Source organism: Gemmatimonadales bacterium, from assembly GCA_036265815.1.
Classification (GTDB): domain Bacteria; phylum Gemmatimonadota; class Gemmatimonadetes; order Gemmatimonadales; family GWC2-71-9; genus CAVVWJ01.
This window is the reverse complement of the sequence record DATAOI010000024.1, coordinates 36,698-57,026: the sequence shown is the minus strand read 5'-3', so window position 1 is coordinate 57,026 and position 20,329 is coordinate 36,698. Positions and strand designations below refer to the sequence as shown.

The 20,329-nt window shown below is 68.3% G+C and carries 18 protein-coding genes and 1 riboswitch; of the genes, 12 read left to right on the top strand and 6 right to left on the bottom strand.

What is annotated here, in order from left to right; translation table 11 throughout:
• The first annotated feature begins 134 nt into the window (after nt 1-134).
• Complete coding sequence (locus VHR41_04635; GenBank protein ID HEX3233457.1) at nt 135-326, top strand: DUF2892 domain-containing protein; 192 nt, start codon at nt 135-137, stop codon at nt 324-326.
• 92 nt (nt 327-418) lie between these two features.
• On the opposite strand, the gene cobA is transcribed toward VHR41_04635, so the two are convergent.
• The 3 genes from cobA to VHR41_04620 are packed head-to-tail and all read right to left on the bottom strand — an operon-like array spanning nt 419 to nt 4,445.
• Nucleotides 419-1,993 carry a uroporphyrinogen-III C-methyltransferase gene (cobA, locus tag VHR41_04630; GenBank protein HEX3233456.1) on the bottom strand — a complete coding sequence of 525 codons (1,575 nt, stop codon included), beginning with the start codon at nt 1,991-1,993 and terminating at the stop codon, nt 419-421.
• Nucleotides 1,990-3,720, bottom strand: a complete 1,731-nt coding sequence (locus tag VHR41_04625) for an NADPH-dependent assimilatory sulfite reductase hemoprotein subunit (GenBank protein ID HEX3233455.1) — start codon at nt 3,718-3,720, stop codon at nt 1,990-1,992. Before VHR41_04625 ends, cobA begins: the two co-directional genes overlap by 4 nt.
• The gene (locus VHR41_04620; GenBank protein ID HEX3233454.1) at nt 3,720-4,445 is read right to left on the bottom strand and encodes a phosphoadenylyl-sulfate reductase; all 726 of its coding nucleotides are present in this window, start codon (nt 4,443-4,445) and stop codon (nt 3,720-3,722) included. The genes VHR41_04625 and VHR41_04620 overlap by 1 nt, the downstream gene beginning before the upstream one ends.
• 283 nt (nt 4,446-4,728) lie before the next feature.
• Here VHR41_04620 and VHR41_04615 point away from each other — a divergent pair, with 283 nt between their 5' ends.
• The 3 genes from VHR41_04615 (at nt 4,729) to VHR41_04605 (ending at nt 7,580) form a co-directional block, all read left to right on the top strand.
• Nucleotides 4,729-5,712, top strand: a complete 984-nt coding sequence (locus tag VHR41_04615; GenBank protein ID HEX3233453.1) for a threonine/serine dehydratase — start codon at nt 4,729-4,731, stop codon at nt 5,710-5,712.
• 89 nt (nt 5,713-5,801) lie between these two features.
• The gene (locus tag VHR41_04610; GenBank protein ID HEX3233452.1) at nt 5,802-7,166 is read left to right on the top strand and encodes an aspartate aminotransferase family protein; all 1,365 of its coding nucleotides are present in this window, start codon (nt 5,802-5,804) and stop codon (nt 7,164-7,166) included.
• 21 nt (nt 7,167-7,187) lie between these two features.
• A complete protein-coding gene (locus VHR41_04605) occupies nt 7,188-7,580 on the top strand; it encodes a VOC family protein (protein ID HEX3233451.1) in 393 nt (130 codons plus the stop codon).
• Between the two features lie 19 nt (nt 7,581-7,599).
• Here the strand turns inward: VHR41_04605 and VHR41_04600 are convergent, their stop codons facing one another.
• The gene (locus VHR41_04600; protein HEX3233450.1) at nt 7,600-9,879 is read right to left on the bottom strand and encodes a protein kinase; all 2,280 of its coding nucleotides are present in this window, start codon (nt 9,877-9,879) and stop codon (nt 7,600-7,602) included.
• A gap of 157 nt (nt 9,880-10,036) precedes the next feature.
• Nucleotides 10,037-10,138: riboswitch (TPP riboswitch) on the top strand.
• 44 nt (nt 10,139-10,182) lie between these two features.
• On the opposite strand from VHR41_04600, the gene thiC reads away from it, so the two are divergent.
• The 8 genes from thiC (at nt 10,183) to VHR41_04560 (ending at nt 19,101) form a co-directional block, all read left to right on the top strand.
• On the top strand, nt 10,183-11,892 hold the full coding sequence (gene thiC / locus VHR41_04595; protein ID HEX3233449.1) for a phosphomethylpyrimidine synthase ThiC: 1,710 nt from the start codon (nt 10,183-10,185) through the stop codon (nt 11,890-11,892).
• Nucleotides 11,889-12,659 (top strand): TerC family protein, encoded by a 771-nt coding sequence (locus VHR41_04590; protein ID HEX3233448.1) that lies wholly within the window; start codon nt 11,889-11,891, stop codon nt 12,657-12,659. The genes thiC and VHR41_04590 overlap by 4 nt, the downstream gene beginning before the upstream one ends.
• A 6-nt stretch (nt 12,660-12,665) precedes the next feature.
• Nucleotides 12,666-14,921, top strand: coding sequence for a TonB-dependent receptor (locus tag VHR41_04585; protein HEX3233447.1), 2,256 nt, complete (start codon nt 12,666-12,668; stop codon nt 14,919-14,921).
• Nucleotides 14,922-14,974: 53 nt separating this feature from the next.
• Nucleotides 14,975-15,487: a sigma-70 family RNA polymerase sigma factor gene (locus VHR41_04580; GenBank protein ID HEX3233446.1), complete on the top strand. Its 513-nt coding sequence runs from the start codon at nt 14,975-14,977 to the stop codon at nt 15,485-15,487.
• Complete coding sequence (locus VHR41_04575; GenBank protein HEX3233445.1) at nt 15,477-16,217, top strand: hypothetical protein; 741 nt, start codon at nt 15,477-15,479, stop codon at nt 16,215-16,217. Before VHR41_04580 ends, VHR41_04575 begins: the two co-directional genes overlap by 11 nt.
• A gap of 106 nt (nt 16,218-16,323) precedes the next feature.
• Nucleotides 16,324-17,082, top strand: a complete 759-nt coding sequence (locus VHR41_04570; protein ID HEX3233444.1) for a hypothetical protein — start codon at nt 16,324-16,326, stop codon at nt 17,080-17,082.
• Nucleotides 17,083-17,164: 82 nt separating this feature from the next.
• Nucleotides 17,165-18,262 carry a hypothetical protein gene (locus VHR41_04565; GenBank protein ID HEX3233443.1) on the top strand — a complete coding sequence of 366 codons (1,098 nt, stop codon included), beginning with the start codon at nt 17,165-17,167 and terminating at the stop codon, nt 18,260-18,262.
• A gap of 179 nt (nt 18,263-18,441) precedes the next feature.
• Nucleotides 18,442-19,101 (top strand): DUF4384 domain-containing protein, encoded by a 660-nt coding sequence (locus VHR41_04560; GenBank protein ID HEX3233442.1) that lies wholly within the window; start codon nt 18,442-18,444, stop codon nt 19,099-19,101.
• Nucleotides 19,102-19,150: 49 nt separating this feature from the next.
• Here VHR41_04560 and VHR41_04555 read toward each other — a convergent pair whose 3' ends face one another.
• Both VHR41_04555 and VHR41_04550 read right to left on the bottom strand, forming a co-directional pair.
• Nucleotides 19,151-19,705 carry a hypothetical protein gene (locus VHR41_04555; GenBank protein ID HEX3233441.1) on the bottom strand — a complete coding sequence of 185 codons (555 nt, stop codon included), beginning with the start codon at nt 19,703-19,705 and terminating at the stop codon, nt 19,151-19,153.
• A 20-nt stretch (nt 19,706-19,725) separates the two neighbouring features.
• Nucleotides 19,726-20,316, bottom strand: a complete 591-nt coding sequence (locus tag VHR41_04550; GenBank protein HEX3233440.1) for a TMEM175 family protein — start codon at nt 20,314-20,316, stop codon at nt 19,726-19,728.
• Between the last annotated feature and the right edge of the window lie 13 nt (nt 20,317-20,329).

Sequence of the window (20,329 nt, the reverse complement as noted above, 5' to 3'; positions counted from 1 at the left end):
GTCCGCCCGACGTGCTGGTGCTGGGCTGTCATCGTGGTGGACCAGCCGGCGTGATCGAGGCGGGGAGCACCGCCCGGCGGGTGTCCCACACCGCGCCGTGCGCGGTGCTCACCATTCCACTGTAGGAGGGCCCGATGAGCCGCAACATGGAGCGGCTGGCGCGGCTTATTCTCGGCGTGCTGCTCCTGGGCTTGTACGGAGCACTGACTCCCCCATGGCGTTATCTGACGCTGGTGGGCTTGATTCCCCTGGGTACCGCACTCACGGGCCACTGCCCGCTCTATGCCGCCCTGGGCTGGAACCGTGGGTTGAAGAGGGAATCATGAGCCCGGATACAGCATATCTCGGGTCGCGGACGGCGCGACAATTCGCCCGATTCTGCAGCAGATCCACGCGCCCTGGCTTGCTCGAAACGCGCTCAGCCCGCACCCAGGCGAGTCCGCGCGCCGCCGGTTGATTCGGCGGCCCAGGCCGGCGCGTCGTCCAGCGCTGCCACGGCACCGATCACCGTGACCAGCGGCGCCTCCAGCCCCTCGCGGTCCGCCGCATCCGCGATGGTTGCCAGCGTAGCCCGGGTCACCCGCTGCTCGGGCGTGGTGGCCGATTGGATGCACGCCGCCGGCGTGTCCGGGTCACGCCCCGCCTCCATCAGTTGTGCCGTCAGACGAGCGAGCGACGCACGTCCCATCAGCACCACCAGGGTGTCCACGGCGGCAAGGCCGCGGAGATCGAACGTCTCATCGTCCGGACCTGCCTGGTGCCCAGTGACCACCGCGAACGAGCGGGCCAGCCCCCGCGCCGTGACCGGTATGCCGGCGGCCGCCGGTCCGGCGATGGCGCTTGAAACGCCCGGAACGACGTAGACCTTCACGCCGGCCTGCCGACAGGCCGAGGCCTCCTCGCTCCCTCGCCCGAAGACGAACGGGTCGCCGCCCTTGAGCCGCACCACGGTCCGGCCGAGCCGGGCGTGGGCCACCAGGAGCGTGTTGATCTCCTGCTGCGAGTAGGGCGCGAGGCCGGCGCCCTTGCCCACGTCGATCAGCTCGACGCCGGCCCGGGTTTCGTTCAGCAGCTCGGGCGCCACCAGCCGGTCGTGTACCACCACGTCAGCCCGCCGCAGCAGCTCGAGACCGCGCGAGGTAATCAGGCCGGGATCTCCCGGACCACCGCCCACCAGGTGCACCTCCCCGGAGACGCGGTGCGCCGGGCGGCCGGGACGCCCGCGAGATCGTGGCGGCGGCGGCGGAGCGTGCCGGCGGGCGAGGTCGACGACGATCTCCTCCAGTCCGGGATTCTCGCCGATGGCCGCGTCGACCAGGACGAGGCGGGAGCCGACCCGGCCGCGCCGGGGCACCCCACCGTCGGGCAGACCGAGCCGGTGCGGGAGGTCCTCCAGCGCGTGGATTCCGCCGCCGATCAGGAACGGCAGCGCGATCACATTGGGCATCCGGGTCCGGTGCAACACCTCGTCCACCGGTGGATCATCGTCCAGAAACGCCGCCAGCACCTCGCCGGCAACCCGCCGCCTCCGGAGGGTCTCCGCCAGAGCGTGAGTGGATGTGGTGCTCTCGGGGTGCCGCCGGGTGCCGTGGCCCACCAGCACCAGCGAGACCTGGGAGCGGTCGGCCTGCTGCTCCCGAAGGAGCTCAGTGACCCGGCGGGCCACCAGCGGGGCGATACCCCGATGGCTCCCGACCGGCGGGGTGCGGCTCAGCCGGATCTCGGTGTATCGCCGGTTACGCGCAAGCCCCTCCGGCAGGACGACATCGCTATAGTGCCCCGCGCTGGTGAGGAACGGCACCACGGTGACCTCGTCGGCCGTCAGCTCGTCGAGCACAGTATCGAATCCCGGTTCACCCTGGTGAAACGCCACCGCGACCTCGTCGAACAGCCGGCGCCCGCGGAGCGCCTCCGCCATCCGGCGCACCAGTGCGTTGGCGGCCGGATCCCGCCGCGACCCGTGGGCTGCCAGGACCAGGGCGCGTCCGCTCATCGCGCCACCTCGACCGGGATCCGGTCGATGGTCGGCAGCTCCCGGCCGGTCAGGGTGGTGCGCCGGGCACGGAGGCCCATCAACCGCTGGTAGAAGTCGCCCAGGCCTTCCCCCTGGGCCCGCTCCGCGGCCCAGCGCACCAGCAGCGGCCGGACGGCAGCGAGCAGCGCCTCCTGGGGCACATCCGCCCGGTAGAGGTCGACCAGGCGGTCGCCGGCCAGGCCGCCGCCCACGTAGACGTTGTAAAGGCCCAGCGAGCGGCCGACGAAGGCGAGGTCCGCCGTGTAGGGCCGCGCGCAGCCGTTGGGGCAGCCGGTCATCCGGATGGTGATCGGGGCATCCCGCAGGCCCAATACGTCGAGCTCCGCCTCGAACTCGTCGAGAATGCCGGGGATGGCGCGCTCCGACTCGGCCACCGCCAGGCCGCAGGTCGGGAGCGCGGGGCAGGCCATGGAGAAGCGACGCGCCGCGGAGAGCGCGGTCGGCAGCGCCACGCCGTGGGCCTGGAGGATCCGCGCCACCGTCTCGATACCATCCGCGTCGAGATCGGTGAGCAGCAGGTTCTGCTGCCCCGTCAGCCGCACGCCCGGCCGGAGCCGGGTGACAATCTCGTGCAACGCCGTCTTGAGCGCGTGACCCGGCGTGTCCACGATGCGCCCGCTCTGAATGAAGACGCCATAGAACAAGCGTCCGTCGTTCTGCCGGTGCCGGCCGAGATGATCGTGGAACGGCAGCGGAGGGAGCGCCACCGCGGGGCCGAGCCGGAACGAGGCACGCCGCTGGAACTCTTCCCTGAACCGCTGAATGCCCCACTCCGCGAGCAGGTACTTGAGCCGCGCGTGCCGCCGGTCGGCCCGGTTGCCGTGATCGCGGAAAATGGCCGCCACGATGCGCACCGCCTCGACCCCGTTGAGGATCGGCACGAAGCCGAGGGGCTCGGCCAGTCGGGCAGCGGTATCGCCCTTGTTGTGGGTCATGCCGAGCCCGCCGCCCACCAGGAGGTTGAATCCCTGCAGCCGGCCATCGGAGACGATGGCGAGCAGTCCGACGTCCTGAGACCAGATGTCGACGCAGTTGTCGTTCGACAGGCCCACCGCGGTCTTGAACTTCCGCGGCAGGTAGCGGTCGCCGTAGAACGGCTCCTCCTCTTCGGTGGAGATCTGTTTCTCGCCGTCCAGCCAGATCTCGTGGTAGGCGCGGGTGGCGGGGCGGAGCTCGCGGGCGATCGCACTCGCCACCTCGCGGACGGCCGCGTGATCGGCGTCGCCCAACGGTGCGGAACAGCCCATCACGTTGCGCTCCACGTCGCCGCAGGCGGCGATGGTAGTGAGCAGCTTCTGGTTCACCCCCGCGATGGTGGCCTTGAGGTCGCCCTTGAGGACGCCGTGGAACTGAAATCCCTGGCGGGTAGTGACCCGGAGGGTGTAGTTGCCATGCTGGTCGGCGATCTCCTCCAGACCGAGGTACTGCTCGGCGGTGACGGCGCCAGCGGGAATGGCGACCCGCACCATGAAGCTGTAGGCCTTGCCCTCGCCGGCGGTCTCCCGCGCCCGGCGGAGGTCGCGGTCGTCCTGCTGATACGTCCCGTGAAACTTGAGCAGGCTGACGTCGTCCTCGCCGAAGCGGGCGGCCTCGGAGGCGAGCGTCTCCCCGATGGTGCCGCGAAGATGTCTCCCCTCCCGCTTGGCGACCTCGACCTTCGATTCCGCGGTGACTCTAGGGGTCATCAGGCCTCCTTCCTGACCAGCTCGAGGCCGTTGGTGTGGAGCCCGCACTCGGTCTTGCTGGTCCCGGACCAGCGGCCGGCGCGGGAGTAATGGGTCGGCGACGCACCCAGCACCGCGATGGTGCAGTGGGTGCAGCCGATCGATGGGTAGCCCCGCTCGTGCAGCTCGTTGTAGGGCACGTCGTGCTGCCTGATGTAATCCCACACCCGCTGGCGGTCCCACCCGGCGAGCGGGTTGACCTTGATCAGTTGGTACTGCCAGTCCCATTCGACCACCCGGATGGCGGCGCGGGAGGCTGACTGGCTCCGCATCAGGCCGGTCACCCACACGTCCACGCCGGCGAGGGCCTGGCGCATCGGCTCGACCTTGCGCAGGCGGCAGCAGGCGTCGGCATTCCGGCGCCAGAGCTCGGGCCCGTACTGGGCGGCCTGCTGGTCGGGTGAGAGCGAGCTTCCGCGGTTCTCGAAGCGGAGCTGGGAATAGCGCGCGACCATGATGTCCCGCAGCCGATAGGTCTCCGGGAAGAGAAACTTGGTATCGAGATAGATGACCGGGATCGTGCCGCCGTGCCGCGCCACCATGTCGATCAGCGCGCAGCCCTCCATCCCGAACGAGGTGGTGAGCACCAGGTTGCGGTCGGCGAAGTGGTCCAGCATCCAGGCCACGATCTGTTCCGGCGGCGCGTCTTCTCCCACCATCGGTGTCTCAAGCGTCTCCACGGACATGTCCGCTCCAGCTCGAGGTAGCAAAAAAGAAAAAGCCCGCAGGACGGTACCTGCGGGCTTGGCATGGAAATGCGTGTGAAACGCGAGCCGCTAGGTCGTCCCGTAAGTGTGGAGAGTGGCCATACAACAACACGCCATGGCACCCGCGCGCGTGGCGGCGGGCGAGGCGAGTTCAGGGACGAGCGTGCAACGGAGGCTCATGAGGGTAGGTTACCGCTCCATGGGAAGGTTGTCAACACGGGCGGCCGCCACAGCCCTCGGGGCGCGCACTCCAGGAGGCCTGATGCCTGCGATCGAGTTCTCCCCTGCCGACGTCGTGCGCGAGGTCACCCTGGCGAAATCCCGCATCCGCGGGTTCGTGCGCGAGACGCCGCTCGAGCACTCCCCCACGCTGAGCGCCGCCGCCGGAAGCCCGGTCTACCTCAAGCTGGAGAACCTCCAGGTCACCGGCTCCTTCAAGGCGCGCGGCGCGTTCAACAAGCTGCTCTCCCTCACCGAGGAGGAGCGGGCGGCGGGAGTGGTCACCGCGTCCACCGGCAATCATGCGCTCGCCATGGCGCACGCGCTCGGGCTGCTCGGCATCCGGGGCGAGATCTTCCTGCCGAGCACGGCCTCCCCCCTCAAGCTCGAGGCGCTCCGGAGCCGCGGAGCCGAACTCCGCCTGGTGGACGCCGATCCGGGTCGGGTGGAGACCCTCGCGCGGACGCAGGCGTCCGACACTGGCAGAGTGTTCGTCTCGCCATACAACGACCCCCAGGTGATCGGCGGCCAGGGCACCATCGCGATCGAGCTGCTGCGGGACCTGGAGGGGGTGGACACCGTGCTGGTGCCCGCGGGCGGCGGGGGCCTGATCGCCGGGGTTGGGGCAATGCTCAAGGCGGAGCGTCCGGCCATCCGGGTCGTTGGCTGCCAGCCGGCGGCATCGCCGGTGCTTGCCGCCAGCGTCGCCGCCGGTCGCATCGTGGAGCTGCCCTCCGGCCCATCGCTCTCGGACGCCACCCTCGGCCTGGTGGAGCCGGGCGCGATCACCTTCCCGGTCTGCCAGCGCTGCGTGGACGAGTGGGTGACGGTCCAGGAGCCCGAGCTTCGGGCGGCGGTGCGGCTGATCCTGGAGCGGCATTCGCTGCTGATCGAGGGAGCGGCGGCGCTGCCGGTGGCGGCGCTGCTCGGTGCGGGCCCGCGCTATCGCGGGGGGAGCACCGTTCTGCTGTTGAGCGGATCGCACCTCGGACTTCATGACCTCGCCGAGGTGCTCCCAGCGTGCTGAGGCGAACGAAGGGGCCGAAGAGCTCGCCCCCGGCGGGCCTGACCGAGCCGGTTCTTGCGTCGGAGCCGCCGGCCGGTATAGGAATCGTCATGCCTCTATCCAGTCCTGCCTCCCTCGGAGTCGAGGAGGAGCGCTACCGCCGCCGGACGCCCGCCTCGGAGCGCTGCTACATCGAGGCTCGCCGCTACCTGCCCGGCGGCGATTCGAGGAGTCCGCTCTTCTACTCTCCCTATCCAGCCGTCATGGACCGGGGGGAGGGCTGCCGGCTGTTCGATCTGGACGGCAACGAGCTGATCGACTTCACCGGCAACCACTCGGCGCTGGCGCTCGGGTACGGGCACCCGCACGTGCTCGGGGCGGTTGAGCGGCAGCTCGAGCGGGGCACCTGCTTTCCCGGGCCGACCGAGCCGCAGGTGCGGCTCGCGCGGATGCTCGTCGAGCGCATCGGTTCGGTGGAGCGGGTGCGGTTCACCAGCTCGGGCACCGAGGCGGCAGCCAACGTCATCCGGGCGGCCCGCGCCTTTACCGGCCGGCCCAAGGTGGCCAAGGTCGAAGGCGGTTATCACGGTACCTCGGACGATGCATTGGTGAGCACTCATCCGACCGGCCCGGACGCCGGTGAACGCTCGCGCCCGCGCTCGCAGCCGAGCGCGCTGGGCCTCGCGCCGAGGACACTGGAGAACGTGGTGGTGATCCCGTTCAACGACGGCGCCGCCGCCGCGCGGGTGATCGAGGCTGAGCACCACCGGCTCGCCGCCGTGCTGGTCGAGCCGGTGCTCGGCTCAGCCGGCATGATCCCGGCCGAGCGGGGCTATCTGGAGACGCTGCGCGAGGTGACTCGCCGCCTGGGCGTCCTGCTGATCTTCGACGAGGTGGTGAGCTTCCGGGTGGCCTACGGAGGCGGGGAGGAGCACTTCGGGGTGGTACCCGATCTTACCATCCTGGGGAAGCTGATCGGCGGTGGCTTCCCGCTCGGCGCGTTCGGCGGACGGCAGGACGTCATGGCACTCTTCGACCCGAGCGCGGGCCGCCCCGGCATTCCGCACCCCGGGAGCCTCAACGCGAATCCCATCAGCCTGGCCGCGGGGATCGCCACGTTGGAGCTCCTGACCCGCGACGCGATCGAGACGATCAACCGCCGCGGCGAGTCACTGCGCGGCAGGATGCGCGGCGCGTTCGCCGAAGCGGGGGTCGCGGCGGAGATCACCGGGCTCGGCTCGCTCTTCGGCATTCACCTGACCGGCCATCCGGTGCGGGACTTCCGGGATACGCTCGACGTGGATACGGCGCTCCGGCACCGGATCTTTCTCGGGCTCCACAACGAAGGCGTGCTGATCGACCCGCGGGGCGTGGGCACGATCTCGACCGCGCTGGGAGAAACGGAGCTCGAGCGATTCATCGAGGCGCTTCGAGCGGTGCTGGCGAGGGTCGGCGATCGCACGCCGATCCGATAATGTATCCTGAGGAGGAGGTATATGAGCATCAAACCACAGACGCCTGGTATTCACCACGTAGGTTTGCGAGTCAGGGATTTCGCGCGTGCCAAGCAGTTCTACACGGAAACCCTCGGCTTTCCAGTTCTGCTCGACTTTCCGGAGGTGTTTCTCTTCGCCGCCGGGGGCACGGCAGTAGGCGTCCGCGGTCCGGCGGCGAATACCCCGCCAGGCGATCGCTTCAATCCGTTTCGGGTCGGGCTCGACCACGTCGCGTTGGGATGTGCCGACGAACTGGAACTGAAACGGGTGGCTGGTGCGTTGACGGCAGCGGGCGTCGAGAACACCGGCATCAAGCTGGATGAGGCGCTGGGGAAACGCTACGTCGGGTTCAAGGATCCGGACGGGATTGCCTGGGAGTTCTACAGCGTCTGAGTCGGGCCAGCGCCGATCGCTACAGCCGTCGGATCTTGAGAGCGGTGTAGGTCTCCTCGAGCTCGCCGACCAGCCGTTGGAATGCGGGCTTCTCCCGCAGGCTTTCGAGATAGGGATCGAGCCGGAAGAAAGGCCAGCAGGCAAACCCCGTTTCTACGCTGCGCTCCATCCACGCCATTGCGGTGTCCGTTTCCCCCAGCACCGCGTGAATACAGGCGATGTTGTAGTAGGTGTGGTGCGTGTGGCCGAAGGAGCGCGGGGAATCGAGTGCACGACGAACACACTGCAGGGCGAGGTCGCTCTCGCGCCGCCGGGCGTACAGCATACCTTGAAACGTGACAACCCAGGGCTCGTCGGGTAGTTGTCGCAAAGCCGCAGTCAGCCGGTCCTCGGCAAGCTCCAGGTCTCCACTCAACAGCGGAGGGTAGATGCGAGTACCGAGCACGTAGGAGCTTTCCGGGCGTTCTCGGAACCAAGCCTCCACTGCCTCTTCGGCCCGCGCGAAGTCCCCACTCAAGATATAGAACCACTCGGCGTTCCCGCTCCGGGTCTTGGGATTCGAGCGCTGACTCTGCTGGTGGGCCAGCAGCGCTTCGGGGAGCCGTCCGATATGGAGACAAATGCCCGACATCCGATTGTGGGCCCGCTCAAGATTTGGCCGTGCGGCCAACACCCGCTCCAGCGCGGCGATAGCATCCGAGTGCTGGAAGTTCTTCGCCGGGCTCCACAGGATCCAGGCCCGCGCCAGGTGTCCCTCCGGCAGTGCCGGGTCGAGTGCCAAGGCCCGGCGGCAGTGATCCTCCGCCTGTTGGATCCAGGTGCGCTGCGAGTCGAAGTGAAAGTGCATGTCCATCGAGACAAGGGCCAGCATGGCATGCGCCAACGCAAAGCCAGGGTCGCGCTCGACGGCCCTGGACAGATGCTCCGCGGCGCTCCGCAGCGTGTCTTGCCGATCAGGTGTGCTCTCTCGCAAGCCCGCCATGTATTCGTTGTAGGCGTCCTGGTCACTGCTGTATCGATCACGCGACTTCGGCACCGCCAGAGGAAACCGGGTCTGCAGGGATTCCACGACCCTGCGCCCAATTTCATCCTGGACCTCGAACACGCCGTCCAGGGTGAAATCATGTTTCTCGGACAGCGTGGCCTTGTGCGTCGCCGCATCGAACAGCTGGATCGAGACCCGCCATTGAGACCCGAACTGCTGGACCGTTCCCTGGAGGATGTGGCGGACCCCGAGATCGCGGCAGACCTGGGCCGGGTCGGCACCCGAGGCGTAGTTCAGGATCGCCGACGTCGGCGCGACGATCACGTCCTCCAAGTTGCCGAAGATCGTAATGAGCGCATCCGCAAAGCCCAGTGACAGCGCCCTGGTGTTGTCACCATCGCTCAGAAAGACGAAAGGCAAGACGGCAATCGACGTGAGCAGTGTCTGGCTGGTCCACTCCGCCGTAGCAGATTCGGGGGCAGCGTTCTCTTTCAACGCCTCAGCAAACTGAGTCGCGGTGGCGAACCGATCGGCCGGCAGGCGGGCCAGCGCCTTCCTCACGGCCCGCTCGACGGTGAACGGCACCATCTCACGGACGGTGCGCAGGTTGGGGATCTGGTCCACCATCTTGCGCGCCAGGATGGCCTGGGCGCTCGAGCCGGTGAACGGTGGGTCACCTCCCAGCATCTCGTACAGCACGCACCCCAGGGCGTAAATGTCGCTCCGACCGTCGAGGTGTTCCTCTCCGAAGGCCTGCTCGGGACTCATGTATGCGGGCGTCCCGACCGCGATCCCCTTCTCGGTCAGTCTCTCGCTCCCGGTGGCCGATATCACCCGGGCAATCCCGAAATCCGCCACCACCGCGTGTCCGGATTCCAGCAGCACGTTCTCCGGCTTGATGTCCCGGTGCACCACGCCGTGGCGGTGGGCGAAGCTCAGCGCGTCGGCGACCTCGCGGGCGATCTGGAGCGCGTCGTCGAGGGGGAGTTGCCTTTCGCGGGTCAGGCGGTCCCGGAGCGACTCGCCGTCCACAAAGGGCATGACGTAGAAGAGGAATCCCTCCGCTTCGCCCGAGTCGTACAACGGCAGGATGTGGGGATGATGCAGGCCGGCGGCGATCTCGATCTCCCGTAGGAACCGCTCCGGTCCCAGCGCGGCGGCGAGCTCCGCCCGCAGCACCTTGACCGCGACCTTGCGGCGATGCTTAGGGTCCTCGGCGAGATACACAGTGGCCATGCCTCCCCGGCCGAGCTCTCGCTCAAGGCGGTAGCGGTCGGCAAGAGCCGTAGTGAGGCGCTCACGCTCGTCGGCTATCTGCTACCTCGCATGGGCCATGGATGTTTGGTTTCGCTCATAAGATCGTGGCTCATTCGTCCCTTGTCGAGGTTGCTGACCTGGATACGAGCGAACACTGGGAGGTGCCTCCTCCAATACTTCCTCTTCTACTCCCTCCACGACCGGTTTAACGTTCCTGTGCCGCCAGGGGTATGGGGTGCGGTCGGCCCCATTGAGAAATCACCCTTGGAACCTGATCCGGCTCATACCGGCGAAGGGAGCGCGGCGCCCGCGAAGCTCCGCCAGCGCTGTGCTCCTCGCCGCCACTTTGGAGCGACAGCAATGGCCACCCGCACCCCCCGACGTCGGCCCCGATCCGCCAAGCCCGCCCCACCGACTCCGGTGTCGGGTCTCGAGCAGGCGTTCCCGAACTCAACCAAGGTGTACGTCGAGGGAAGCCGGAGCATCCGGGTTCCCTTCCGCGAGATCGCTCTCTCCGGCGGCGAGCCGCCGCTCCGGGTCTACGACAGCAGCGGCCCGCAACACTTCGACGTGCGCCAGGGCCTCCCGACGCCCCGCCGCGGATGGATCCTGGGCCGCGATATCGAAAACACCGGCCGTCGCACCGCGGGCAACCCGTCGCTCATACCCGAAGGGCTCCGCCGCCAGGTGCTGCGGGGCCGCGGACCACTCACCCAGCTTCAGTACGCCCGCCGCGGCGAGATCACGGAAGAGATGGAGTTCGCCGCGTTGCGCGAGGGCATGGCTCCCGAGCTGGTCCGGAGCGAGGTGGCGCGAGGCCGGGCGATCATCCCGGCCAACATCAACCATTCCGAGCTCGAGCCGATGGTCATCGGCCGCGCCTTCCACGTGAAGATCAACGCCAACATCGGCAACTCCGCCGTGCGATCCTCGATCGAGGATGAAGTCGAGAAGCTCCGCTGGGCCACGCTCTGGGGCGCGGACACGGTGATGGATCTCTCCACCGGCAGGAACATTCACGAGACCCGAGAGTGGATCGTCCGCAACTCCGCGGTCCCGATCGGGACGGTGCCGATCTACCAGGCGCTGGAGAAGGTGGGCGGCGCGGCGGAAGATCTGACCTGGGAGGTCTATCGCGACACGCTGATCGAGCAGGCGGAGCAGGGGGTGGACTACTTCACCGTCCACGCCGGCGTGCTGCTCCGCTACATCCCGCTCACCGCCAACCGGGTGACCGGCATCGTCTCCCGCGGTGGCTCGATCATGGCCAAGTGGTGCCTGGCCCACCACCAGGAAAGCTTCCTCTATACCCGGTTCGCCGAGATCTGCGAGATCATGGCGGTGTACGATGTGAGCTTCTCGCTGGGTGACGGGCTCCGGCCCGGCAGCATCGCCGACGCGAACGACGAGGCGCAGTTCGCCGAGCTCAAGACCCAGGGCGAGCTCAACCAGATCGCCTGGGAGCACGGGGTGCAGGTGATGAACGAGGGGCCGGGTCACATCCCCATGCACCTCATCAAGGAGAACATGGAGAAGCAGCTCGAGTGGTGTCAGGAGGCGCCGTTCTACACGCTCGGTCCGCTCACCACCGACATCGCACCGGGCTACGATCACATCACCAGCGCCATCGGCGCCGCGATGATCGGCTGGTACGGCACCGCCATGCTCTGCTACGTCACCCCGAAGGAGCACCTCGGCCTGCCGGACCGCGACGACGTCAAGGCGGGAGTGATCGCCTACAAGATCGCCGCGCACGCCGCCGACCTGGCCAAGGGACATCCTCGCGCCCGCCAGTGGGACGACGCGCTGAGCAAGGCCCGCTTCGAGTTCCGTTGGGAGGACCAGTTCAACCTCGCGCTCGATCCGGTCACCGCCCGCGCCTATCACGACGAGACGCTCCCGGCCGAGGGGGCCAAGGTGGCGCACTTCTGCTCCATGTGCGGGCCGAAGTTCTGCTCGATGAAGATCACCCAGGACGTCCGCGACTACGCGGCGGAGATGGAAGCCAAGTCGGCGGAGTTCAGGGCACGCGGTGGAGAGGTGTACGTGCCGCTGTCGCCGCGCGCATGAGCTGGATCACCGATCCAGCGGCGTGGGTGGGGTTCCTCACGCTGGTCGTGCTGGAGATCGTGCTCGGCATCGACAACGTGGTCTTCATCTCCGTGCTCGCGGGGAAGCTGCCGCGCGAGCAGCAGGGACGGGCGCGCCGCCTGGGCCTCGGCCTGGCGATGATGATGCGCATCCTGCTGCTCCTGTCGCTCACCTGGATCGCGCGGCTTACCAGCCCACTGTTCACCGTCGTCAACCACGAGATCTCCGGGCGCGACCTGGTGCTGATCGTGGGCGGACTCTTCCTCATGTGGAAGAGCACCCGGGAGATTCACGACAAGCTCGAGGGCGAGGAGGGCCAGGCCTCGGCCAAAGTGGCGCCCAGGCTCGGCGCGGTGCTCGTTCAGATCATGCTGCTCGACGTGGTCTTCTCGCTCGACTCGGTCATTACGGCGGTCGGCATGGTGGACGAGCTCGGCGTCATGATCGCCGCCGTGGTGCTGGCCGTAGGGTTCATGTTCATCTTCGCCCGGTCGATCGGCGACTTCGTGGAGCGGCATCCGACGGTGAAGATGCTGGCCCTGAGCTTTCTGCTGCTGATCGGCGTCGCGCTGATCGCGGAGGGGCTGGACCGGCACATTCCCAAGGGCTACATCTACTTTGCGATGGCGTTCTCGGTGGGGGTCGAGCTGCTGAATCTCCGGGCCAAGCGGGTGCGGGAGGAGGCCGTCAAGCTGCGGCACCCATACTCGGCGGTGGAGGGGGATGTAGGGTCATTTCAATCTTGAGCGGGCATGGCTGTTCTGGCCGCGGTCGAGATGCTCCTGGTGCTCCAGGTGACGCAGCCGGCGGTCACCGGCACCGTCCGGGACGGGGAGAGCGGTGAGCCGCTCGCCCAGGCCACCGTAGCGCTCGCCGACCTGGACCGCTCGGTCATCTCGGATGCCGGCGGGCGGTACCGGTTCCTCGCCGTGCCGCCCGGGCCGCAGCACCTCACGGTTCGCCGGGTCGGCTACGCGCCACGGACGCTCGATGCACTGGTCCCGGCAGAGGGCGAGCTGGAGATCAACATCGCGCTCCGGCCGGCGCCGATGCAGCTGCCGGCCATCGTGGTGCGCTCGAGGGTGTCACTCCGGGGCCTCGACGTCGGCGACACCGCCTCCTTCCCCGACCGCAGTGTCTCGATGGCAGCCGTGCGGAACGATCCCCGCCTCTCGGAGCCCGATGGGCTCCTGGCCCTGAGTGGTGGCGAGATCGGCGCGAGCCCCGAGTCTCCCAGTGGCGTTCATCTCCGGGGCGCCGCCTCCGACCAGACCGGCTACCTGCTCGACGGAATTCCGGTCTTCAGCCCCTACCACAGCGCCGGGACCTTCAGCGCGTGGAATCCGGACGCGCTCGAGCGCCTGGAGGCCTCGTCGTCTTCGCCATCGCCGGTCTTTCCCGATGCGCTTGCCGGCACCGTGGCCGCGGTGACCCGCACACCGGGCCCGGTGGTTCGGGGTCAGGGAGGCGTGAGCACTACGCAGGCGCATGTCGCTTTCGACGGACCGATCGGCGGGGGAGGCGCGGGTTACCTGGTGAGCGCCCGGGGCGGCTTTCCTGAGCTGGTGGCTCCGCACCGTGATCCTTCCTATGTAAGAGGCCAGACTCGGGACCTGGTGAGTAAGCTGGAGAGCCCGCTGCTCGGCGGCCGGGTCCACCTGCTGCTCTATGACAGCGGGAACCGGATCGATGCCGCGGCGGCCGCGCCGGATTCGGTGCGCGTGGCGCCTCTGCGTAACAGCTTCCGCTGGCACAGCCGGTCCATGGGCGCCGGCTGGACCGGTGCCGCGGGAAGCGCGGAGATCCGAATCCAGGCCTGGGGTGCCTGGGGCGAGGCCGACGCGATGTGGGCTCCGGACAGCGCGTCGGTGATCGTACTGGCGGCCGAGCGGCGGGATCTGGGGCTCCTCGGCGTAGTCGAGCGGCGCGCGGGATCAGCGATCAGCGCTGGGGGTCTCCGGATCCAGGCGAGCCGGACCAGTTATCGCGTCGAGCCCGTGACCGGTGCGAGCTCCGGCCTCGCGCTGCGCGCCGAGACGCCGACGGGGACGGTGTTTCTCCAGCACCAGCGCGCGCTCGGACGCCGACTCACCGGCAATCTCGCCCTCTCCGCCACCGCGGCCGCTGGCGGGGTCCGCCTCAACCCGCAGACCGCGCTCCGCTGGCGTCCGTCAGCCGCCCTGCTGCTGACTGCGACCTACGCGCGAGCGCATCAGTTCTCCCAGTCTCTTCGGAACTCGGAGTCGGTGGTCGGCAACGTCTTCCCCGCCGACCTCTACATCGGTGCCGGTGCTCCCGGCGTTCCGGTTGCCCGCAGCGACCGAGGCGTGCTCGCGCTCGACTACCGGCCGCGCGCCGGAATCCGGCTGGGCGTGCAGGCGTATCTGAGCGAGTATGCCGGACTCGTGCTGGTGGCGCCGCGAACGGCGGAACCGTTCGCCACCTCCGGCTTCGCCACCGGCTCAGGTATCGCGCGGGGATTCTCGATCGATGCGGTGCAGGCCGGAACCCGCTACGGGCTGCTCGCGAGCTATGGCTGGCAGCGGATTCGCCTGGAGCACGCCGACTCGAGCTACACGCCGGAGTACGGGACCAGTCACCTCTTCGAGCTGGGGGCGGTCATCTTCCCGTCGGCGACCTCATCGATTCGGCTGGCCGCCACGGGTGCCATCGGGCGTTCGGCAACCGGCATCGCCGGAGCGTTCGAATGGGAGTCCTGCAACCTGCTCGACCGTGGATGTGAGTTCGGTGGCAGTCCCCGAAGCACGGGTGCGCTGGGCCACAGCCGTCTTCCGGCCTATGTCCGACTCGACCTGAGTGTTCGCAAGCACTGGCATGTGAACCTGGGGGGCCGGGACGTGATGCTGGCTGTCTTTGGCGCCGTCAGCAACCTGCTGGGCCGCACCAACGTGCTGGCGTTCGCGACCGATCCGGCCACTGGCCAAAGCGCGCCGGTCGAGATGCGGCCGTTCGGACCGCTCGTGGCCGGCCTCGACTGGCGATTCTGACCCGCGACGCCCACGCTGTCACAACCCGAGCGGATCACCGGCTCCATCTCCAGATGACACTCCCCTTTCCGGAGCGCTTCGTGGCGTTGTTCGAGGCGGAGTTCCCCCGATTGTTCCGGTACCTGGACCGGGTGTCGGGTGAGCCGGAGCTTGCCGCCGACCTGGCGCAGGAGGCGTTCGTCCGGCTGCACCGCCGGGGGGCGATGCCGGACCGGCCGGAGCTCTGGCTGATCACCGTGGCCCTGAACCTCTTCCGAAACGTGAGGTCCACCGGTGCGCGCCGCCGCCGGCTGCTCACGGCGGCGCGTGCCGAGTCGGTCCTGGCGGACCCGCCGCCGACGCCGGCGCAGGCCGCGGATGCCGGTGAGTCGAGCGAGCGCGTGCGGCTCGCGATCGACCAGCTGCCCGAGCGGGAGCGACGGATGCTGCTGCTCCACGCGGAGGGCTACCGGTACCGGGACATCGCGGCGGCGCTGGAGCTGAACGAGTCCAGCATCGGAACGCTCCTGGCCCGGGCCAAGCGGCAGTTCCGCGAAGCGTATGGGAGCGAATCCGATGCACCTTGACGAGGAACAGGTTCAGCGGCTGCTGCACGGGGAGACGTCGCCGACGGACGGAACTCTGGCGCGCGATCATCTCGCGGGGTGTGAGGAGTGCCGGTCCAGAGTCGCCCTGGCTGAGCGGGAGGAGGCCTGGGTCCTCGAGCGGCTGCGCCAAATGGACCACACGCTGCCGCCGGTGACGGTCGAGTCGGTCGCGGCGCGGGGCCGGCGCCGACGCGCGGGATGGGAGCGACTGGCAGCGGCCGTATTCCTGACGCTCACCGCGATCGGGGTCGCCTACGCGGCGCCCGGCTCGCCCTTCCGCGGCGTGCTGCAGCACATCGTGGCGTGGCTCGGAGGGTCCACCAGGCAGCCGGGGTCTGGGGTTCCGCGGCCGGGGACGGGAGGAGCGCAGGCAGGCATCGCGGTGGCGCCGGGGGAACGGCTCACCATCGGGTTCGCCTTCGAGCGATCCGGCGGGTGGGCCACGGTCTCCCTGACCGATGGGGCCGACGTCGTGGTCCGCGCGCAGGGCGGCACGACGGTCTTCACCTCCGAGGTGGATCGCCTGGCGGTCGTGCATCGAGGGCCGCCCGGCCAATTCGAGATCCTGATTCCGCGCGCTGCTCCGTCTGTCGAGATCCGAGTGGGCGATCGCCGGGTGCTGCTGGTGACGGCGTCCGGCGTGGAGACCCGATATCCGGCAGATAGCAAAGGCCGCTACCTCGTGCCGCTCGACCAGCCGACACCGTAAGCCGCCCGGCAGCGTCCGCCTTGAGCTGTCACAAGACGGATGCTCTGTGGGTTCCACTAGACAGAAGGCACCCACCGTACGTCTCTGGGACGAAGGAGCCCCGATCATGCGTCGCCAATCAGTTCCATCGCTCGTGGCCGCCCTGACCGCTGCTCTCATACTCGCCTGTGACCGGAACGAGCCGACCCAACCGGCCGATCTCCCTGCCGACACCCCAGCACCCGACCTCCAGCCCGCGGCATCGAAGTCCCAATTCGATCCCGCCGATTTCGTGGATGTGGTCGACAACAAGTACCTGCCCTGGCTGCCGGGTACCCGCTTCGTGTATGTCGGCGAAGAGGACGGTGAGCCCGAGCGGGACGTCACCGTGGTCACCCACCAGCAGAAGACCATTCTCGGCGTCAACGTCACCGTCGTGCTGGATCGGGTCTATCAGAGCGGCTCCCTCACCGAGCAGACCTTTGACTGGTACGCCCAGGACAAGAAGGGCAACGTCTGGTACTTCGGGGAGGACTCGCGGGAGATCGAGGACGGTGAGGTCGTCAGCACCGAGGGCTCCTGGGAAGCCGGGAAGAACGGCGCGAAGCCCGGCATCATCATGTCCGCGCACCCCCATGTGGGCCAGAGCATGCAGCAGGAGTTCGCGCCCGGTGTCGCCGAGGACATGGCGCGGGTGCTCCATCTGGGACTCAAGGTGTCGGTGCCGTATGGCTCGTTCAACCATTGCATCGAGACCGAGGAGTTCACCCCGCTGGAGCCGGGAGTGAGAGAGGTCAAGTTCTACTGCCCGGGCATCGGGCAGGTAAAGGAGCAGGACGTGCAGGGAGGCACGGCGCATCTGGTGCTCACGCAGCTCAGCCACTGAGCGGCAGCACAACTTGCGGACGCCAGCGGGCTGCGATAGTGTGCCCAGGCTCCTCCGGATGACTCTCTCTCGGAGACCTCACATGCTACGCTCCCTTTCGCTGTCCCTCGCGGTGGCCGGGCTGACTGGCGGCGTCACCGTTGCCTGTTCCGATGCCTCCGATCCCTCTCCCGACTCGCTCGTGGCTGCTAAGAAGGCCAAGGGCGGTCCTACCCTCACGCCGCAGCAGAGCGGCACGACCAACCAGCTGGTGGCGATCAGCCCCGTCAATGCACGGGTGGCCTGGGCTGCGGGCGCCCATGGGACCTTCACCCTCACCACGGACGGCGGCAACACCTGGCGGGCCGGTGTGGTGCCGGGGGCAGAGGCCGTCGATTTCCGCGACGTCGAAGGCCTCAGTGCCCGGGCGGCCTATGTGCTATCGATCGGCAACGGCACGGATTCGCGGATCTACAAGACGGAAGACGGCGGGGGCACCTGGGACCTCCAGTTCCAGAACCAGATTCCCCTGGCTTTCTACGACTGCTTCGCCTTCTGGACGCCCAAGCGTGCGCTGGTGTTCAGCGACGCGGTCGACGGCCGCTTCCCCGTGCGCCGCACCACGGATGGCGAGACCTGGCAGGACATCGGCGACCGGCTTCCGGCCGCGCAGCCGGCCGAGGCGGGGTTCGCCTCGAGCGGGACCTGCGTCGCCGCACAGGGTGGCAAGCGGGCGTGGATCGTGACCGGTGGCGCGACCAAGTCGCGCGTCCTCGCTACCACCGATGGCGGCGATAGCTGGGCCGCGTACGATACGCCCATCGTGCAAGGGACCCCGGGATCCGGCGGTTTCAGCATTGCATTCCGCGATCCATTCCGCGGGATCGTTGCCGGCGGCGACCTGGGCGCGCCGAACGCTCTGTCCGACAACGTGGCGGTGTCGAAGGATGGTGGAAAGACCTGGACGCTGGCCGCGGGCACGCCGTTTCCCGGCGCGGTCTATGGACTGAGCTACGTCCCCGACTTCGGCCAGCGGACGGTGGTGGCTACCGGACCTGCCGGCGCCGCCTGGTCTCCCGACGAAGGCGCGTCCTGGTCCACTCTGCCCGGCGTCCACGACTTCTGGGCGGTCGCGTTCGCCGGGCACAAGGCGGGGTGGCTGGTGGGGACGGAGGGGAGGATTCTGAAGGTCAGCTTTTAGAAGGTGGGGCAAGGTGAGGCAGGGTGAGGCAGGGTGAGGCAGGGTGGGGCAAGGTGCGGCAAGGGGCCCGTCACCCTGCCCCACCTTGCCTCACCTTGCCCCACCTTCCGTCCCCCAACGTTCCCCAGCTCCGTGGTGTACCCCCGATACACAATCGAATGGAGTTGCTGGAGCGTCATATGCTGACATCACTGTTGTTGCTGGCCTCGACTGCAGGACTCGTCTCCCCGTCCGCGAAGCAGGACCCCCCGATTCGTGTCTGGTACAGCTCCGCCGGCGACTTCGCCTACGGTGACCGTGCCAAGGTGTACGCCCGCGCGGCCGAGAGCGGATATATGGTCGTGCTGCGAGCGGGCCTGAATGGACAGGTGCGGGTACTTTCGCCAGTCGATCCCGACGGAGACCAGCACGTGAGTGGCGGGAAGAAGGTAGAACTGAAGGGTCGCGGTGACCGCGAGGCGTTCGTGGCCGAAGGTACCTCCGGGCAGGGCACCGTGCTCGCGGCCTGGTCGAAGACGCCGTTTACCTTCGACCGCTACGTGAAGGACGGACGATGGGACCTGGATGCACTCTCGGCAGAAGGGCAGCGCTCGGATGACGCCGAGGCCCAGCTCATGAGTATCGTCGACGACATGCGGGCGCCCAGCGCGCATTTCGACTACGACCTCGCCGTCTACACGGTCTCGGCGCCGCACTATGTGCGCGTACTGTACCCATACCACCCCTACGGGTGGCCTGGGTGGGGAGGCTACAGCGCCTGGTGGGGATACCCCTCGCCGCTGGTCACCAGGCGGATCATAGTGGTCCAGCCGGTGCGGCGGGCAGGTGAGAGAAGGTGACAGGGTGAGGCAAGGTGGGGCAGGGTGAGGCAGGGGAAATGCCGTCGCCTCAGTCACCCTGCCCCACCTTGCCCCACCTTGCCTCACCCTGTCTCCATACCCCCCACACATCACAGTCCGCGTGTGATTGCGGAATCAGCGCCCGCAGCCCGCGTTGAATCTCGTAGGCTCGCTCCAGGTCCGACAGCAGCCCTTGATCCGAAAGCTCCCCTCCCGCGAACAGCTCGTCGTAGCCTCCGCAGTTGGTCAGCGCGCTTACATCGCCGTGAACATCGAGCAGATCGAATCCGACGAATCGAAAACCGGGCAGGAGGGTGCGCTCGAGCTCTGCGGCCGATGGGTTCTGGAGCACGGCCAGGAGGTTGAGGTCCGGTTCACCCGCGACCCGCTGGCGCAGATAAGGCAGCGAGCGGAAGTACGAGGTCTGATAGTCAGCATGGACGTTGTGCTCCCAGTCCGCCGCGGTGAGCGTCTCCGGCACGGTGGGGCAGAGGATCTCGTCGAGTGACACGACCTCGGAAAGCTGAGTGAGTCCGGACCAGGCGATGTAGCGCATCCAGCGCTCGCCCGCGCCAGGATCGAAGCGCCGCTTGGCGACGAACAAGGGTTCCGTACGGGTCTCGCTCAGCCGCCCGCCTCCTCACCCCTCAGGACCCGCTCGATCCGCCGGTCCGGCACGAACCAGAGCAGCGCCACCGCGACGTAGAGCGCCCACGCGATCCACGGACGGACGAACGCCACCACGATTCCCGCCATATACATGAGCCGCGACACCAGGCCTTTCCGGTCGGCGCCGACCGCCTTGGCCAGCTGCGACGACGGCCCGTCGATGGCGACGATCGCGCTCTGCAGCACCAGATAGGAGTACGCCGCCATCAGTAGCACGACCCCGTACACCGCCGTCGGCAGCGAGGCGAAGTGGTTCTCGCCCATCCAGCCGGTGCAGAAGGGGAACAGCGAGAGCCAGAACAGCAGCAGGAGGTTGGCCCACAGCACCCGGCCGTTTACCTGCCGGGCCGCGTGCAGCAGGTGGTGATGATTGTTCCAGTAGATGCCGACGATGACGTAGCTCAGCACGTAACTCAGGAACACCGGGACCAGGGGCCGGAGCGCGGCAGGATCGGTGCCGTGTGGCACTTTCATTTCCAGCACCATGATGGTGATGATGATGGCGATGACGCCGTCGCTGAACGCCTCGAGCCTGCCCTTGCTCATCGCTTGGCCGCCG

What these genes read in the sequence shown, in the direction of transcription:
- VHR41_04575 (HEX3233445.1), top strand. Translation starts at nt 15,477, where the DNA reads ATGCACCTTGACGAGGAACAGGTTCAGCGGCTGCTGCACGGGGAGACG.
- VHR41_04625 (HEX3233455.1), bottom strand. Translation starts at nt 3,720, where the DNA reads ATGACCCCTAGAGTCACCGCGGAATCGAAGGTCGAGGTCGCCAAGCGG.
- VHR41_04585 (HEX3233447.1), top strand. Translation starts at nt 12,666, where the DNA reads ATGGCTGTTCTGGCCGCGGTCGAGATGCTCCTGGTGCTCCAGGTGACG.
- VHR41_04605 (HEX3233451.1), top strand. Translation starts at nt 7,188, where the DNA reads ATGAGCATCAAACCACAGACGCCTGGTATTCACCACGTAGGTTTGCGA.
- thiC (HEX3233449.1), top strand. Translation starts at nt 10,183, where the DNA reads ATGGCCACCCGCACCCCCCGACGTCGGCCCCGATCCGCCAAGCCCGCC.
- VHR41_04565 (HEX3233443.1), top strand. Translation starts at nt 17,165, where the DNA reads ATGCTACGCTCCCTTTCGCTGTCCCTCGCGGTGGCCGGGCTGACTGGC.
- VHR41_04580 (HEX3233446.1), top strand. Translation starts at nt 14,975, where the DNA reads ATGACACTCCCCTTTCCGGAGCGCTTCGTGGCGTTGTTCGAGGCGGAG.
- VHR41_04635 (HEX3233457.1), top strand. Translation starts at nt 135, where the DNA reads ATGAGCCGCAACATGGAGCGGCTGGCGCGGCTTATTCTCGGCGTGCTG.
- VHR41_04615 (HEX3233453.1), top strand. Translation starts at nt 4,729, where the DNA reads ATGCCTGCGATCGAGTTCTCCCCTGCCGACGTCGTGCGCGAGGTCACC.
- VHR41_04590 (HEX3233448.1), top strand. Translation starts at nt 11,889, where the DNA reads ATGAGCTGGATCACCGATCCAGCGGCGTGGGTGGGGTTCCTCACGCTG.
- cobA (HEX3233456.1), bottom strand. Translation starts at nt 1,993, where the DNA reads ATGAGCGGACGCGCCCTGGTCCTGGCAGCCCACGGGTCGCGGCGGGAT.
- VHR41_04620 (HEX3233454.1), bottom strand. Translation starts at nt 4,445, where the DNA reads ATGTCCGTGGAGACGCTTGAGACACCGATGGTGGGAGAAGACGCGCCG.
- VHR41_04550 (HEX3233440.1), bottom strand. Translation starts at nt 20,316, where the DNA reads ATGAGCAAGGGCAGGCTCGAGGCGTTCAGCGACGGCGTCATCGCCATC.
- VHR41_04560 (HEX3233442.1), top strand. Translation starts at nt 18,442, where the DNA reads ATGCTGACATCACTGTTGTTGCTGGCCTCGACTGCAGGACTCGTCTCC.
- VHR41_04610 (HEX3233452.1), top strand. Translation starts at nt 5,802, where the DNA reads ATGCCTCTATCCAGTCCTGCCTCCCTCGGAGTCGAGGAGGAGCGCTAC.
- VHR41_04570 (HEX3233444.1), top strand. Translation starts at nt 16,324, where the DNA reads ATGCGTCGCCAATCAGTTCCATCGCTCGTGGCCGCCCTGACCGCTGCT.